The 16388-nt window shown below is 67.0% G+C and carries 15 protein-coding genes; 7 read left to right on the plus strand and 8 right to left on the minus strand.

The genetic code is table 11. The annotated features are described in order from the left end of the window. Positions 1–103 precede the first annotated feature (103 nt). Positions 104–796, minus strand: coding sequence for a glutathione binding-like protein (locus tag ASE83_RS02410; RefSeq protein WP_055785567.1), 693 nt, complete (start codon positions 794–796; stop codon positions 104–106). 62 nt (positions 797–858) lie between these two features. Next, entirely contained in the window at positions 859–2085 is a 1227-nt protein-coding gene (locus tag ASE83_RS02415; protein ID WP_055785564.1) for an SGNH/GDSL hydrolase family protein, read from the minus strand. A 237-nt stretch (positions 2086–2322) separates the two neighbouring features. Here ASE83_RS02415 and ASE83_RS02420 point away from each other — a divergent pair, with 237 nt between their 5' ends. Further along, entirely contained in the window at positions 2323–3210 is an 888-nt protein-coding gene (locus ASE83_RS02420) for a PAS domain-containing protein (RefSeq protein ID WP_055785561.1), read from the plus strand. A 4-nt stretch (positions 3211–3214) separates the two neighbouring features. Here ASE83_RS02420 and ASE83_RS02425 read toward each other — a convergent pair whose 3' ends face one another. After that, positions 3215–4855, minus strand: a complete 1641-nt coding sequence (locus tag ASE83_RS02425; protein ID WP_055785558.1) for a pilus assembly protein TadG-related protein — start codon at positions 4853–4855, stop codon at positions 3215–3217. A gap of 2 nt (positions 4856–4857) precedes the next feature. Next, a complete protein-coding gene (locus tag ASE83_RS02430; protein ID WP_162236580.1) occupies positions 4858–5226 on the minus strand; it encodes a TadE/TadG family type IV pilus assembly protein in 369 nt (122 codons plus the stop codon). A 455-nt stretch (positions 5227–5681) separates the two neighbouring features. Between ASE83_RS02430 and ASE83_RS02435 the strand changes: the two genes are divergently transcribed. The 4 genes from ASE83_RS02435 to ASE83_RS02450 are packed head-to-tail and all read left to right on the plus strand — an operon-like array spanning position 5682 to position 9695. Beyond that, entirely contained in the window at positions 5682–6662 is a 981-nt protein-coding gene (locus tag ASE83_RS02435) for an SGNH/GDSL hydrolase family protein (protein ID WP_235515967.1), read from the plus strand. After that, complete coding sequence (locus ASE83_RS02440; RefSeq protein WP_055785548.1) at positions 6662–7930, plus strand: GDSL-type esterase/lipase family protein; 1269 nt, start codon at positions 6662–6664, stop codon at positions 7928–7930. Before ASE83_RS02435 ends, ASE83_RS02440 begins: the two co-directional genes overlap by 1 nt. Beyond that, positions 7931–9337, plus strand: coding sequence for an MBOAT family O-acyltransferase (locus tag ASE83_RS02445; protein ID WP_055785545.1), 1407 nt, complete (start codon positions 7931–7933; stop codon positions 9335–9337). It begins immediately after the preceding gene. 13 nt (positions 9338–9350) lie between these two features. After that, positions 9351–9695, plus strand: a complete 345-nt coding sequence (locus tag ASE83_RS02450; RefSeq protein ID WP_055785541.1) for a hypothetical protein — start codon at positions 9351–9353, stop codon at positions 9693–9695. Positions 9696–9925: 230 nt separating this feature from the next. On the opposite strand, the gene ASE83_RS02455 is transcribed toward ASE83_RS02450, so the two are convergent. Both ASE83_RS02455 and ASE83_RS02460 read right to left on the minus strand, forming a co-directional pair. After that, positions 9926–10516 carry a cell wall hydrolase gene (locus tag ASE83_RS02455; RefSeq protein ID WP_082443030.1) on the minus strand — a complete coding sequence of 197 codons (591 nt, stop codon included), beginning with the start codon at positions 10514–10516 and terminating at the stop codon, positions 9926–9928. Positions 10517–10853: 337 nt separating this feature from the next. After that, positions 10854–11744, minus strand: coding sequence for a LysR substrate-binding domain-containing protein (locus ASE83_RS02460; RefSeq protein WP_055785536.1), 891 nt, complete (start codon positions 11742–11744; stop codon positions 10854–10856). A 106-nt stretch (positions 11745–11850) separates the two neighbouring features. Here ASE83_RS02460 and bla point away from each other — a divergent pair, with 106 nt between their 5' ends. Further along, positions 11851–12711 (plus strand): subclass B3 metallo-beta-lactamase, encoded by an 861-nt coding sequence (gene bla / locus ASE83_RS02465; protein WP_055785532.1) that lies wholly within the window; start codon positions 11851–11853, stop codon positions 12709–12711. On the opposite strand, the gene ASE83_RS02470 is transcribed toward bla, so the two are convergent. Further along, positions 12708–13208 (minus strand): GNAT family N-acetyltransferase, encoded by a 501-nt coding sequence (locus ASE83_RS02470; RefSeq protein WP_055785529.1) that lies wholly within the window; start codon positions 13206–13208, stop codon positions 12708–12710. The genes bla and ASE83_RS02470 overlap by 4 nt on opposite strands. A gap of 215 nt (positions 13209–13423) precedes the next feature. Between ASE83_RS02470 and ASE83_RS02475 the strand changes: the two genes are divergently transcribed. Continuing rightward, complete coding sequence (locus ASE83_RS02475; protein ID WP_055785526.1) at positions 13424–13825, plus strand: YbaN family protein; 402 nt, start codon at positions 13424–13426, stop codon at positions 13823–13825. Here ASE83_RS02475 and ASE83_RS02480 read toward each other — a convergent pair. Beyond that, positions 13792–16374, minus strand: coding sequence for a GAF domain-containing hybrid sensor histidine kinase/response regulator (locus ASE83_RS02480; RefSeq protein ID WP_055785657.1), 2583 nt, complete (start codon positions 16372–16374; stop codon positions 13792–13794). The two genes, ASE83_RS02475 and ASE83_RS02480, sit on opposite strands and share 34 nt — an antisense overlap. Positions 16375–16388 lie beyond the last annotated feature (14 nt).

A 16388-nucleotide genomic window follows, 5' to 3' on the forward strand; every position in this document is an offset into this window, starting at 1 on the left:
TTTCGAACAGGGGCGCACCCCAGTGGAGAATGCGCCCCTTGTCGCCGCCATTTGTCGCCAGCCTTTGTCGGACGGCGACTGCTTTGTCGCAGTTTGTCGCAGATCAGCCTTTCGTCGGCGTCCCGAACAGGTTGCGGCGCTGTTCCTCGGTCATCGGCTTGCTGCCGTCGCTCACCGCCTTGCCCTTGGCATAGGCGGCGACGGTTGCGGGCCGCGCGGCGATGGCGTCGAACCAGCGCTTGAGGTTCGGGAAATCCTCCAGCTTCTGCCCCTGCGCCTCATGCGGCACGATCCACGGATAGGCCGCCATGTCGGCGATCGAGTAATCGCCGGCGATGAAGTCGCGGTCGGCCAGCCGCTTGTCGAGCACGCCATACAGCCGCGCGGTTTCGCGGATATAGCGATCCTGCGCGTACGGGATTTTCTCGGGCGCATAGATATTGAAGTGATGGTTCTGTCCGGCCATCGGACCCAGGCCGCCCATCTGCCACATCAGCCACTGGATCGCGTCATAGCGTCCGGTGATGTCGGCGGGCAGGAACCGTCCGGTCTTTTCCGCCAGATACAGCAGGATCGCGCCCGATTCGAAGATCGACAGCGGTTCGCCACCGCCCAGCGGTTCGTGATCGACGATCGCCGGCATCCGGTTGTTCGGCGCGATGGCGAGGAATTCAGGGCGGAACTGCTCGCCCTTGCCGATGTCGACCGGATGGATGGTGTAGGGCAGGCCGGCTTCTTCGAGGAAGAGCGTGATCTTGTGGCCATTGGGCGTGGGCCAGTAATGCAGGTCGATCATGGGACAGCTCCGATACGGGTGACCGACGCCACATGGGGAGCGCCAGCGTCCCGACCAAGACGTCAGCGCGCGAACAATGCCAACGGCACCGCATCGGCCATCGCGCGATAGCCCGCCATCGACGGGTGGAGATGGTCGCCGGAGTCATAAGCGGGCAGCAGCCGGTCGGGCCGCGCCGGGTCGCGCACGACCGCATCGAAATCGATCACTGCGTCGAAATGGCCGGGCGTCCTGATCCAGCTGTTGATCGCCTGCCGCGCGGCCTCCCCGGCGGCGTCGGGGTGGTAATAGTCATTGCCGACGAACGGCGTGATCGTGCCGCCGATCACGGTCAGCTTCAGCGCCCGCGCCCGCGCGGCGATCTGCCGGTAGCCGGCGATCATCTGCTGCACCTGCGCGCGGCGTTCCTCCGCCGTCGGCGTCCGTTCGCGCCCCGCCCGGCCGAGGTCGTTGACCCCTTCGAGCAGGATGACATAGCACGCGCCCGGCTGGCTTGCCACGTCGCTGTCGAACCGGGCGAGCGCATTGGGGCCGCTGCATTCGGCGAGCAGGCAATTGCCGCCGATGCCATGGTTGAGCACCGCGACCCCGGCGGTGCGCCGCCCGGCAGACAGCCGGCGGGCAAGGCCGTCGGTCCAGCGCAGATGTCGCCCCTCCGTCACGCCATAGCCGTCGGTGATCGAATCGCCGAGGGCCACGATGGCACGGGCCGCCGGGACGGCGGTCACTTCCACCGCCGCGATCTGAAACCAGCGCTCGACCGGCTTGGCATCGGCAAGCGTCGCATCGGACAGCCGATCCCCGGCCACGATCCAGCTGCGGGTCCGCGCGCCGGGATGGCCGGTCTGCTGGTCGGGCAGCGCGGCAAAGTGCGTGGAGATCGCCAGATCGGACAGCGGCTTCACGGCAACCGAAACCGGATCGGACCAGAAATCCGCACCGGGCGGAACCTCCACCCCGGTGTTGCCGCCGAAGGTCAGGGCGCGATCGCTCGCCTCGTCGATCGCGGCGGCGGCCGGACCGGACGCGATGGCGATATGCGCGCCCGCGATCCGGAGCGGCGTCGTGCCGAACCGATTGGTGAAGCGCACCCGCAGCATCCGCCCACCCAGCGTCAGCCGGACGATCTGCCGCACCGTCGTATTGCTACCCCCGATCTGGGGCAGCCGTTGTTCCGCATTGGTCGGGATCGGTGAGGTCGTCCAGCTCGCAACCCATGGTGCGGCATCGGTCGGGGTCGCGGGCGCCGAAAGGCCCAGCATCGTCACCGCGATAATAGTCGAAAACATGCGCAACGCCGTCCCCCCTCTGTCGATGTCAGAGGCTATCGGTCCGGTACCGCTATCACAAGTGTATAACATTGTTTTTAAAGCATGTTCCAATTGTCTCACACGAAACCGATCCGCTATGGCTGTATTTAAGACATGGTTGAAGCGTCGGCCGCGTTATGGCCGATATCAGGGAATGGCGTGCATATTCGGTAACGGGGAGAACAACTTATGCCAGGGCAAGGCGGCGACGTGATTATGCGCAACGATGCCGATCGACCGACCGTATCGTCGGCTGACTTTGCCCGGCGGTTCGGCCAACTGCGCCAGATGCAGGATGATGAGGCGATCTTTGTCACCCATCACGGCCGGGCGACCCATGTCCTGACGACGGTGCGCCATTACACCGCGTTGCAGGAGGGCGGTTCGGAACGGCCTGTCGATGGCGCGGCGTCGCCCAGCCTGACCGATTTCGCCGATTGCCTGACGATCGGCGTCGTGCTGATCGACTTCGATCTGCGTGTCCTTGCAATCAACCATGTCGCGCAGGCGCAGGTTGATCGGACTAAGGACGACCTGGTCGGGCAGCGCCTGTTCTCGGCGATACCATTGCTCCAGGGGTCGCTGATCGAAACCTATGTCCGCCGTGCGGTGACCAGCCGGGAACCCTGTTCGGCCGAGCTGCCGTCGCTGTTCCGTGCCGACAACTGGATTCGGGTCGATATCCACCCCTTTGCCCATCACCTGACCATCCTGGTCCACGATATTACCGAGGACATGAAGCGACACCGCCTGGCCGATGCGCGCCAGTCGCTGCGCGAGGCGATCGCGGTGCATGACGGCATCGGCTATGCCTGCGTTAACATTCGGGGGCATATTGACCGGGTCGAACCGACCTTTTGCGACATGGTCCGCCTGTCGGAGGAACGGCTGCAACACGTCGCCATGGCCGACCTGGTCCCCATCAGCCACCGCGTGGCGTTTCGCGAGGCGCTGGATCAGGTACTGACCGGGAAGGGCGCGCGTACCATCGACAGCGCGCTGCTGTCGAACGACGGCGCGGCGGTGGCGGTCCGCGTGACCATCGCCGAACTGCGCGGCGTCTATGGCAACGAAGGCGCGATCGTCCTGCTCACCCGGCAGTAGCGCGTCAACCGACCAGGACCGGCGTGCCGCAGCGCACGCCGTCGATCCGCACGTCCGCCTGGCCCACATGCACGCCGGCCAGCGCGCTGACCTGTCCCACCACCAGGTCCAGCGCGGGCGCGACCGCGCTCAACGTGTTGCCCAGCGTATGCGTCAGCAGGCCGGTCGACAGCCCCAGCCCCAGCACATTGGCGCGAATGTCGACATTGCGCAGCAGGCTGCTGGCCACGCCGGCGGCAATGTCGTTGGTCGACACCGACTTCACGACATTGCCATCGATCTCCGCGGTCGAGAAATTGACCCGCTGCGTATGCACGCCGCCCAGCTGGACATCGGCCTGACCGGTCAGCGACACCAATGGCAAGGTGACGAGGCGGGCCGGGCGCAGCGTCATCGCCTGCTGGAAATAGGGGAGCGAGGCGGGATCGAGATCGGCGATGGCCGCCCGTCCGACCGATGGCGTGACGTCCAGCGCGGCGGTGGCGTTGCCCGGTCCGCCGCGACAGCCGACCTGCGCCAGCCGCGCCTCCGCGGAGGCCAGCTCGACATAGATCGGCACCCGCACCGACCCGAGGCTCAGCGGCGCGTTCAGCAGCCTGATGTCGATCCACAGCCGCGTCTGCGCGCTGCGCACGATGGTCTGTCCCGCCTCGCCGATGGACAGCCAGCGGCTGCTCGCCGGGCGCTCGCCGATCTGCAACCATAATTGCGTCTGGCCGATGCCGGGAATGCCCAGATCGACCTCACTCTGCACCTGTCGCGTACCGCTGGATATCTGCAGCGTTTCGCGCAGGAACGCATAGGCGTCGGTGTTCACCGGACGCTGCGGGTCGGCGGCGCTGCGACTGCCGAGCGGTCCCAGGTCGATGATCGTGTCCAGCCGGACATTGCGGTTAGGCAGCTTGCCCGCAACCGACCGCAGCACGTGCGCCGCGGCGCTGCTGGTGGTCGCCCCGGCCATCGCCGTCACCAGTTGCGGCAGTGTGATGTCTGTCGCCAGTACTTCGTCAAAACTGGCCACCTGCACGCCAGCGCCGGTCCGCAACAGTTCGGCGGTCTTCAGCAGGTCGACCTGCGCCGACACCAGCGCGTTATAGTCCATTACCGACAGCGACAATTCGCTACCCGCCAGCTGCGACAGCAACGCGCCGGGCAACCCGCCCTGGACCGACGCCAGTCGCGTGCCGATCGAGAATCCGGCCAGATCGATTTGCGCCGCCGTGGCACGGGCGTCGATGGTGACGTCGCGATAGCCGAACACACGGGCGAATACCGGCTGTATCCGGCTTTGCAGGGCGACCTGCGCCGCATTGCCCGGCGTGCCGTTGGCCAGGAAACGGGCATCGACCGACAGCCGCGCATCGCGGGTGAAGCGGCCGGGCGTCATCGTCACCAGCCGCGTCGCATTGTCCGGCGACAGCGCCACCGCCGCCTGCGCCCGGGTGCCCGCATTGTCGAGGTCGGCCGCCGCCGCCAGCGCGGCGGCATCGGCCGCGCCCTGCAACCGTCGCTTCTCCAGATACAGCGTGGCGGTATCGACCCCCAGCACCGCTGTTCCCGTCAACATCGTCAGCCCGCCGGCCAGGATCATCGCGACATTGCCATCGCGCGCGGCCGCCAGCCGCCCTATCGCCCGTCCCAGCATCGTCAAAATCCCGCCAGCACGACGCTGGCCTGTCGCCGGATCGTCGTCGTCGCGGCGGGCATGATCGGCAGCTTCAGCAGCGGGTTGGCCGATCCGTCATATGCGACCTTGACGGTCAATTGCCGCCCGTCGTCGTCGACCTTCAGCGCGATCTCTTCCTGGCGGATGCCGTAGCTGCGCGACAAGGTCTGCAGGGCCGCCTGGCTGGCGAGCGAAGCACGTTCCGATGTGCTGATCCCGGCCAGCGCGGCGCGGGCGCCCTCGTTCGCGCTCTCCTGCACGATGTGCGACATCGCCAGCCAGCTGCCGCCGCTGACGATCCCGAACAGGAAGATGGTCAGGATCGGCAGGGCGAGCGCCAGTTCGATCACCGCCGTTCCCCGCCGGTCCGCCGCCACACACCGCCAGGACTGGCCGATGCGGAATTTACGTAACCTTTGCAGGGGGATGGACCAATCGCCACCGCGGTTGTTTCGGCCCTCCTCCGTGGCTGTGGCGATGCTGTTACCCGATACGCGGCAGCAGATGGTGGCGATCATACGGCACTCCTCCCGATGACAGAATAACGGGGGCGGGTGACCGGCCTGTTGTAATTAACCGTCTGCAATATAGCGCATTTTACGTGGCGGAATTGGATTTCGGTGACGGTATACCGCGATGCTCCGGATGCCGGTACTGCCCGGTTCCCAGCGGTCCGTCATGGCGATACGGCATTATGGCGCGGGGAGCGGGGCGGGCGTCTTGCCGAGGTTCGCGCGAACCGTTACCCGCTGCATCATCCGCCCGCGACACGCGGGCCGTCCCACATGTGAACGGGTATGACCAAGTGACTGCTGCCAATCGAGCGACGGAATCCAGGCTGTGGTGGCTGGGGGACCGGATGGCGGTGCTGGTCCTCGGCCTGATCGCCGGATTCGTTGTCGGTCTGTCCTTTACCGGTGACGGCCGGATCGCGCTGCCGGGATCGCCGGCCCCGGTCGCCGCGCCCGTGCCGCCGATCGCGCCGGGCGCATCGTCCACCGTCACCGACGTGGCGCCTTCGGCTCCGACCGCACCGGCGGTCGCCGCGCGTACCGTCGACGGGCCGATCGACCCACAGGTGATCGCCCGGATGAAGCGTGACGGCGTCCTGCGCGTCGGCGTGTTTGGCGACAGCTTCGGCAACGGCGTATGGGACGCGCTCTATCGCCAATTGCCGAAGGACGACGGGTTCGAGGTGCTGAAGTTCGCCAAGGAGGCGACCGGCTTCACCCGCTACCGGGTCCTCGACCTCGAAAAGCGCGCGCGCGAACAACTGTCGTCTCAGCCGGTCGATGCCGCCGTCATCAGCTTCGGCGCGAACGACGCGCAGGCGGTGTTCGCCGATGGTCATCTCCACCCGCTGATGAGCGACGGGTGGAAACAGGTGATCGGCGACCGCATCGACTCCTTCGTCGCGGCGGTGCGGTCGACCGGGGCCGTCGTCTATTGGATCGGGTTGCCGGTGATGCGCGATCCTAAGCTCGACGCCGATATGCAGGCGATGGACGCCTTCTATGCCGACCATATGCGCCGGCTGGGCGTGCCGTTCCTCGATTCCCGTCCGCTGACGCTGGATGCGGAGGGCAAGTACAACGCCTATCTGCCCGACCTGAAGACCGGCAAGCCGGTGTTGATGCGTACCGGTGACGGGCTGCACATGATCGGTATCGGATACCAACGCCTGACCGCCAAGGCCGCCGACGACCTGCGCCGATATGCCGAGCGCGCCCGGCGCGAGGCGGGGCGGCCGTTGCCCATGCCGACGCCGGCCGAGGAAACACGCTGATGTCGGCGTTGTTCGCACTCGCGCTGGCGCAGGCCGCGACCGCGCAGACCTGTATCGGCGGGCTGTGCGATGCGGAACGGCTACGGCCGTTCCTCGAAAAGCTGGAGAGCGCGAAAAGCGCCCCCGAACCGGTCCGCATTCTCCAGATCGGGGACAGCCACACCGCTGGCGACCAGATCACCGGCAGCTGGCGCACGGCATTGCAGGCGCGCTATGGCCGGGCGGGACGCGGCGCACTGCCCCCCGGCCGTCCCTATGCCGGCTATCTGACGCGTGACATCACCGCCGGCCAGTCGATCGGGTGGAGCGTCAACGGCATCTTCGGTGCGGCCTATTCGGCGAACAGCAATATCCGCCTGGGCCTGAGCGGCTATAGCCTGACCAGCGAACAGCCGGGCGCGACCGTGACGCTCAGCGCCGACAGTGGTCGCACCTTCGACCGGCTGACCGTCTGTGCGCTCAGCGGACCCGGGCAGGGGAGCCTGCAACTGAGCCTGGGGGCGGCGGTCGTCGCATGGTCGCTGGCCGGGGCGGAAGCCGGCAGCCGATGCCGCACGCTCGACGGCAATGGCGAAGCGACCATCGCGTCGGCGACCGTGATCGGCGGACCGGTGACGATCACGTCATGGAGCACCGAACGGCGGCTGCGCGGCGGCGTGGTGCTGTCCAACCTGGGTACGGTCGGCGCGCAGTTCCTGCATTTCGGCCGGACCGACGACCGCGTCGTTGCGACCGAACTGGCGGCCTATCGCCCCGACCTGATCGTCGTCGCCTATGGCACTAACGAAGCGTTCCGGCCGGGTTTCTCGGCCAGTGTGTACGAGGTCGCGTTGCGGTCCGACCTGACGCGGCTGCGGCGGCTGGCGCCGGGCGTGCCGATGCTGCTGATCGGTGCGCCCGACTCCGCGACGAAGCTGCCCGGTTTGCAAACCGGCGAAAGCGGCACCAGCAGCCCGTGCACCGGCAATGGCGAATGGCGGCCGACCGCCGCGCTGGCATCGGTCCAGGCGATCCAGCGGCGACAGGCCAAGGCGTTCGGCATCGCCTATTGGGACTGGGCGCAGCGCATGGGGGGCCGCTGCGTCGCCGATGGCTGGACGCAGGGGGCCACGCCGATGATGCGTGGCGACCACGTTCATTTCACCAGCCGCGGCGGCGCGGAGATCGCACGGCTGCTCCAGGCCGATCTGGACACGGCGATGACCCAGCTCGTCGATCCGGACCGGCCCGCCGATACGACCACCGCCCCTGCGACGACGGCGCGCTGAATGCTGTTCCCCACGCTCAGCTTCGGGCTGTTCTTCCTCGTCGTCTATGGCGTGACCTGGTCGCTCGGCCGGTCGAACGAATGGCGCAAGATCGCGCTGCTGCTTGCCAGCTGGTTCTTCTACGGCGCGTGGGATGCGCGGTTCGTGGCACTTCTGTTCGTGTCGGCGTTCGTCAACTGGGCGCTGGCGCAGGCGATCGTGCGCAATGACGACGACCGCACCGGTCGCGCGCTGGTGACGGTCGGCGTCGTCGCCAATCTGGGGGTGCTCGGCTATTTCAAATATGCCGGTTTCTTCCTCGAACAACTTGCCGGCCTGCTGACCCCGCTCGGCTTCGGGCGTGACCTGCCGTTGTTGCAGGTCGTGCTGCCGGTCGGCGTATCCTTCTTCACCTTTCAGGCGATCTCCTATCTGGTCGATGTCCATCGTCGCCGCATTCCGGCGGCGAACCTGCTCGACCTGACGCTGCTGATGTCGTTCTTCCCGCACTTGGTCGCCGGACCGATCGTGCGTGGTGCCGACCTGCTGCCGCAGTTCCGCCGCGTGCCCGTGGTCGATCGCGGAACGGTCGCCGCTGCGCTGCTGCTGATCCTGTGGGGCCTGTTCAAGAAGGCGGTGATCGCGTCGCAGCTCGCCGGCGCGCTGGTCGATCCGGCGTTCTTCGATCCCGCCAACCGGTCGAGCTTCGACCTGCTGATCGGCGCCTATGGCTATGCCGTTCAGATCTATTGCGACTTTTCCGCCTATTCCGACATGGCGATCGGGCTGGCGGCGCTGCTCGGCTACACCTTTCCGCGCAATTTCGATCAACCCTACCGCGCCGCCTCGCTTCAGGATTTCTGGCGGCGCTGGCACATCAGCCTGTCTAGCTGGCTGCGAGACTATCTCTACATCCCGCTGGGGGGCAGTCGGAAGGGGCCGGTGCGCACATACGTTAACCTGTTCCTGACGATGCTGCTGGGCGGGTTGTGGCACGGGGCCAGCTGGGCGTTCGTGATCTGGGGCGCGCTGCACGGCGGCTGGCTGGCGATCGAGCGCTTCTGGGCGCGGCACCGCCCCGCCGGCCTGCCCCGCGCGCCACGCTGGGCCGGCATCCTGCTGACCTTCCACGTCGTCGTGCTCGGCTGGATCTTCTTCCGGGCGCAGGGCGAGGGGGAGGCGTTCGCTTATCTGGGACGGCTGTTCGCCGGGGACTGGCGTAACACGCTGGTGACGCCATTGTCGCTGGCGCTGGTCGTGGCGGGCCTCGCCATCCATGCGGTGCCGGCCGGCATTTTGCAGCGGCTGGCAGCGCGGGTGCGCCATCATGCCGCACCGGTCATCGGCCTCTCGCTGGGCGTGCTGATCCTGATCGTCGACGCGATGCGGCCCGAAGGGGTCGCACCGTTCATCTATTACCAGTTCTGAGCGGGAGCCGCCGATGACCACGGGTGCCGAACAGGGGGAGATCGTCGAGGTCGGATCGCCGGTGCTGGTGCCTGCCGATCCGGTCGACAGCGTGCGGCCCTGGGGCTGGATGACGACGATCATCGCTACCGCGACGCTGTTCCTCGGCCTGTTCAACGCCCATGCAATCGCCGCGTGGTTCGACGAACTGCCGCCATCGCCCTATACCGAACCGCTCCGCGCGCCGATCGCGGCCTGGGCGGCGACGACCGCGCGGCTGGGGCTGGACACACCGCGTGCGGCGGTGCGCAGCCGGTGGGAAGCGGCGCAGGCGGCACGATTCGGCGACGAACAGCCGGGCGAAGACGCCGCGCGATAGCCTTCGCCTTACAACCCCTGAAAATCCGTTCGCTTCGAGCGCAGGTTCGAGCCTGTCGAGAACCGTAGTCGAGAAGTGGGTGTCCTAAGCGAACCGTTCTCGACTGACGCTTCTCGACAGGCTCGAAGCTGCTCGAACCGAACGGAAGGAAGTAGAGTCACAAACGGCAACGCCGCGCGAGCATGGCTCGGCGCGGGCGTTGCGGGGTTCTTGGCCGAAGCCGGAAGCGATCAGCGGTAGAAGGTGTGGTCGGCGATCTGCGCGACGCGGGTGCGCTTCGGGAACGAGGCACCGGCCGAATGGAAGAACAACGCACCCGGGGCGACATCTTCGCCCTTGCCGGCCAGCGTGCGCTTGGCGATGTCGACGGCGGTGTTCCAGCGGCCATTGTTGCGCGGGGGGTCATAAGCGTCGACGTTGAAGAACTGGCCGCGCTGCTTGACCACGCCGCACGCGCTGCTGGCGAAGCGGCCGCTCTTCATGCGGGCGCGGATGACCTGGGCAACGGCCATCTGGCCCTTGTGCGGCTGGTTGCCGGCTTCATGCACCACGACCTTCGCGACGCATTCGATTTCCGACTTGTCGAGATCGGCGACGTCCGCATCCGCAACGGCGGTCGTGTCGTCGGCTTCCGGGGTTTCGGCGGGGAGCGACTGCACCACCGGGGTCGGCGATGCGAACGTAACAGGCGCGGGGGCGATCGGTGCCGGCTGCTGTGCGGCCGGGAGTTCGGGGTCCGTGTTCATCGCGACATGGGCGCTTGCTACGCCACTTGCCGCCGTCAGGCTCCACAACACCAATACGGACCAACGCTTGTTCATTCTTACTCGTCGCTAATGCGCAAGGGTGCCCGCCATCGGCCGCAGAAACGCGGACAAAAAGAAGCGGCCGTCGGGATCCCCCACGTCTCGCCGTCCAACTTCCGCTTCTTGGTAGAGGGCGGATCGCCGGACTGGCTAAAAACTGCGACGTCCCTTCGCCTCGGTGCGGCAAACTGTCAACGTGACCGCCGTTCATCGGCGACGAACCGTTCGTGGCATCCGATCAATCCACGGCCGAAACGATAAAAGGATGGAACGTAAACGCGCAGAAACCATGTTCCTGTCGCAACCTTGTCGCGAATCGTCTTTACCGTCGTCCAGTCACGACTCATTCGATCTATTGCGGGGATACACTCCGTTCCGCCGCAAAACTGTCGAGCAGCCAGTGGGTAAACTGCTGCATCGCCCACCCGACGGGCCGTGATTTCAGTCGCGTCAGCCAATAGCCGTCGCCTGACGCCTCGATCGCGAACGGGCGGACGATGCGGCCGCCGTCGATCTCCCGCCGGAACATCGTGGCCGGGGCCAGGGCGATCCCTTCGCCCAGCATTGCCGCCTGCACCATTACCAGCGACGAATCGAACAGCGGCCCGTGCAGCGCGCCGACCTCCACACCGGCCGCCGCGAACCATGCGGGCCAGTCCTGCGCGCGATAGGATCGCAGCAGCGGCATCCGCAGCAGGTCGGCCGGACCGCGCAACGTCCGCGCGACCCCGGGCGCGCAGAGCGGCGTCAGCGGCGCGGGGCAGATCGCATCGGCCTCCACGCCATGCCACGCGCCGTCGCCGAAGCGGATCGCCCCGTCCAGCCCCTCGGCGACCAGATCGACCTGGTTGTTGTTGGTCAGCAGCCGCAGGTCGATGCCCGGAGACGCGGCACGAAAGGCAGGCAGCCGTTCGAGCAGCGCGCCGACCGCAAAGGTTCCGACCGCGCTGATGGTCAGCACCTCCTGCACGCCACCGGTGTCGAACCGGTCGAACAACCGGTCGATTGCGCCGAACGATTCGACCAGCGTCGGTGCCAGCGCCATCCCCTCATCGGTCAGCAGCAGCCCGCGATTGGATCGGCGGAACAGCGTGACGCCCAGCCGCGCCTCCAGCGCCTTGATCTGGTGGCTGACCGCCGCCTGCGTCACGCACAGTTCGTCGGCGGCGCGCGTGAACGACAGGTGGCGGGCGGATGCCTCGAACGCGCGCAGGGCATTCAACGGAACCGGTGCACGTGCCATGGATGCCCAGATTTCCTAAGGATCGAACCGAGATATGATCCTTTGTCGCTTGGACGTTTTTCCGTCAATTCCTGCGCTACCCAAGCAAGGCTGAAGGACGAACGACATGGCGTATCGCGAATTTGTCCGGGGATGGCTGACGCTGGCGGCGATGCTGGCGACCGCCCCCGCCTTTGCCGCCGATCCGCCCGAATGGTCGATGCCGGCCGAACCGTTCCGCATCGCCGACAATCTTTATTATGTCGGCACGCAGGGGCTGTCGGCCTATCTGATCGTATCGCGCGACGGCGCGATCCTGCTTGACGGGACGCTGGATCGCAACGCGGCACTGATCGAACGCAATATCCGGCGGGTCGGCGTACCGTTGAACCGGGTTCGGCTGATCGTCAGCAATCACGCGCATGACGATCATGTCGGCGCCATCGCCCGGATCAAGCGCGATACCGGCGCGCGCTTCCTTGCCAGCGTCGCCGACCGCTGGGCGCTGGAACACGGAACGAGCCAGAGCGACGTGACCTACCGCCCGCGATCTTATCCGCCGGTCAAGGTCGACAGGATCGTCGGCGACGGTGAAGTGGTGCGGCTGGGCGAGGTCGCGTTGACCGCGCATCTGACCCCCGGCCACACGCCCGGCTGCACCAGCTGGTCGATGGTCGCGCGCGATGCGGGCAAGCTGCGGCGCGTGTTGTTTCCGTGCAGCATCACCGTTGCCGGCAACCGGCTGATCGGCAATCGCGGCTATCCGGGCATCGTCGCCGATTTCCGCCGGACCTTCGCCAGGCTGGCGGCAATGCGCGCCGACATCGTGCTGCCCGGCCATCCCGAGGCCGCCGACGTGATAGAACGGGGCCGGCGGCGCAGGGCGGGGCAGGCGGATGCCTTTGTCGATCCGGCCCTGTTGCCCCGGATGGTTACCGAACAGCGCGCGGCGTTCGAGGCCGAACTGGCGCAGGCGAAACCGCGCTAAGCCACGTCACTGGGCGGCGCGTCGCCCGCGGAATGGAGCATCCCGCTATAGATGCTGCGTTCCGACCCCGGAATGGCGATGACGTCCAGCCATCGGCGGTAAAAGGCTTCCGGTCCGACGCCGCCGATGATCGCACAGCCATATTCCATGGCGCGCATGTCGTGCAGCGTCGCGAACAGCAACGCTTCGCCCACACCCAGTCCCCGTGCGCCGGGATCGACCCCGGTCGGACCGAAGAAGCCGCGCATCGAACAGTCATAGGCGGCAAAGCCGATCACCGCCTCGCCCTGCACCGCAATCCACAGCGTCGTGATCGGCCGGGTAAAGGCGCGCGCGGTTTCGCTCCGCCACGCGTGACCGAATTCCGCAGCGACCCATGCCATCACGATATGCCGCTCCGCCGCCATCGCCCGCCGGATCACGATGCCCCGCTCGGCAAGGATCGGGCGAGGTGCAATGGTGGGCAGATCGTACAGGCGGACGAGCAGGTCGGTCATGCCGTCATCTTCGATGGGGCGGAGGCGACATGCAAGAGCGGGACAGGGCGCTATCGGCCAAGTCCGATCGACATTCAGTGCTGCCGCCGCTCCAGAGCCGCCGATTCACCGATCGCGTCCGGCTCAACGCAGATGATCTAGCCGCCCCGCCGATAACGCGTCGCGATCGCCCAAGAAGCTGTCGGTTTCGCGACAGCCGCGATAGGGTGCCGTCGATGCCGCCGCTTCCACCCGTTCCGGTTCGTAACCGCCTGTCGCGATGGGGCTGGATCATGCTCGGCTGGCTGTGCGTCGCATTGGGGTTCATCGGTGCGATACTGCCGGTGATGCCGACGACGATCTTCCTGATCCTGGCCGCCGGCTGTTTCGCGCGCGGATCGCCGCGACTGGAGCGATGGCTGCTCGACCATCCCCGCTTCGGTCCCACGCTGACGGCGTGGCGTCGCGACGGCGCGATCGGCCGCCGGGCGAAAGTCCTGGCGTGCAGCGGGATCGCGGTCGGCTATGCCCTGTTCCTGCTCGGCGCTCGCCCCGGTATAGGCCTCGCGCTGGCGGTCGCGGCGCTGATGACCGGATGCGCCGCCTATATCGTGACCCGGCCGACGCCCCCTGCCTGAGCCATATCGAGCGTCAGCAGCGGCGCGGTCAGCGTGCTCAGGCTGATTTCCAGCTCGGCATTGCGGAACGGCTTGGTCAGGCGCGGAATGTCGGCGTCGATGCCGTCCTCATCGGCATAGCCCGAAACGATCAGCACCGGCAGTGCCGGATGGCTGCGCTTCAGCCGGCGTGCCAGGTCGGCACCGCTCATGCCGGGCATCAGATGGTCGGTAATCAGCACGTCGGGCGACAGTCCACCCTCGATCAGCCGCAACGCTTCCTCCGCCGATGCAGCTTCGACCACGCGGTAGCTGAGGTCGGCCAGCATATGCGCGGTGCTCATCCGCACCAGATCCTCGTCGTCGATCAACAACGCGGTGCCCAATCGGGTCGGAAGCGATTGCCCTTCCGCCGCGCGCTCCTCGTCGCACGGCACGATCGTGCTGACCGGCAGCCAAAGGCATATCGTCGTGCCGCTGCCGGGCGTGCTGTCGATCGTCAGCCCGCCGCCCAATTGCGCGGTCAGTCCGTGAACCATCGACAGGCCAAGACCGGTGCCCTTGCCCACGCCCTTGGTGGAGAAAAACGGCTCGATCGCGCGGCGCAGCGTGGCCTCGTCCATGCCGCAGCCGGTGTCGCTGACGCTCAGGCGGATATAATGGCCGCGCGCCAGTCCGGCGACGTCGCCGCTCCGCACGCTGCGCCGGCAGGCGGCGATGGTCAGCGTGCCGCCCTCCGGCATCGCGTCGCGCGCATTCACCGCCAGGTTCAGCAGCGCCATTTCCAGCTGGTTGAGGTCGGCATGGGCCGGCGGCAGGTCGTCCAGTTCGACCGCGACCGTGATGGTCGGGCCGATGGTGGATTCGATCAGCCCGGTCATGCTGTCGATGACCTTGGCCACATCGACGCCGGTCGGCTGCAACGGCTGGCGTCGGGCAAAGGCCAGCAACCGTTGCACCAGCATCTTGGCGCGCTCGGCGGATTGCAGCGCGCCTTCGATCAGCCGGCGTTCGCGTTCGGTGCCGACGCTCTTGCGCACCAGCATGTCGAGCGATCCGATGATCGGGGTCAGCAGATTGTTGAAGTCATGCGCGACGCCGCCGGTCAGGCTGCCCATGGCCTCCATCTTCTGGCTCTGGCGCAACGCGTCGCGCGCGACTTCCAGATCGGCCTCGCGCTCCTTCGCCTCACTCAGGTCGCGTCCGACCGCGACGAAGTTCGCCCCGTCCGCCTCGGGCGCAACGGTCCACTCGATATGCTTCCACCCGCCCGCCTGCGTTGCGATCCGGTTTTCGAACCGGGTCGGGCGGCGGGTTTCAGCCATCTGCGCGATCGCCGCCAGCGTATGCGGTTCGTCCTCGGGATGCATGAACCGGGCATAGCCGCGCGTCAGCAGCTCGCTCTCGCTCCACCCCAATACCCGCGACCATGCCGGGCTGACCGCCGACATCATCCCGTCATAGCCGGCGCGGGCCAGCATGTCCTGCGACAGCGTCCACAGCCGGTCCCGCTCGGCCGACCGGATCGCGACCTGCTCCTCCAGCGTTTCGTTCAGCTGGCGCAGTTCCTCCTCGGCGCGGGCACGTTCGACCGCGCTCTTCACCCGCTCGCCGACTTCCTGCACCAAGCTCTCTTCGGCGGCGGTCCAGGCACGGGGCGTTGCGTTCTGGACGGCCAGTACCCCGACCCATTCGGTTTCGTCGAACAGCAGCACGTCGATGAACGCGCCGACGCGGCGTTCGGCAAGGCCCGCGTGCGCGATGTCGCTCAATTGCGCGTTGCCCGGCACGTCGGGCATGACGAGAGGCGCGCCGGAACGATAGGCGTCCATCAGTCCCGGCCCGAACGACGCCAGCGAATGCGCGCCGACCAGCGACTGCACGTCGCGGCAGTAATCATAGTCGACCGTCATCACCAGATCGCTGCTGATCTCGGCATAGAACACGCGGCTCACATTCAGCCACTGGCCCAGTCGCTCGGCAGCCAGCGTCATGATTTCGTTGCGGGTGCCCAGCGGCCGCAGTGCATCTGCCAACGACAGCAGGAACTGGGTCCGCCGCACGCTGGCAACGCGGTCGGTGGTTTCGGCCAGGATACAGATGACGCCCGCCGGCTCGCCTCGTTCGTCCAGCACCGGCGAATAGTCGAGGTCCATCCACACCTGTTCCGGCCGGCCGTGGCGATACAGGGTCAGTTCCTGATCCTGATAGCGCAGCGTACCCCCGGCCAGCCCGACGCGCATGACATGGTCGTTGAACGCGGCGACCTCCGGCCACCCCTCGCGCACCCTCGATCCCAGCAACTGCGGATGCCGCCCGCCGGCAAAGGCCGAATAGGCGTCGTTGTACAACATCACCCCGTCACCGCCCCACAACATCACCATCGGCACCGGCGACCGCAGCATCAGCGCGGTCGCGGTTTTCAGGCTCTGCGGCCAGTCTGCGATCGGACCCAGCGGGGTCGTCGCCCAGTCGAGCGCCGCGATCAGCGCCGCACATTCCCCGCCACCTGCAAGGAAGGCATATCGGCGCGCGGTAGGCATGGTTTCGACGAGGCGTAGGTCCGGCATGGGAAACGATACAT

This window comes from Sphingomonas sp. Leaf32, from assembly GCF_001421765.1.
GTDB lineage: Bacteria > Pseudomonadota > Alphaproteobacteria > Sphingomonadales > Sphingomonadaceae > Sphingomonas.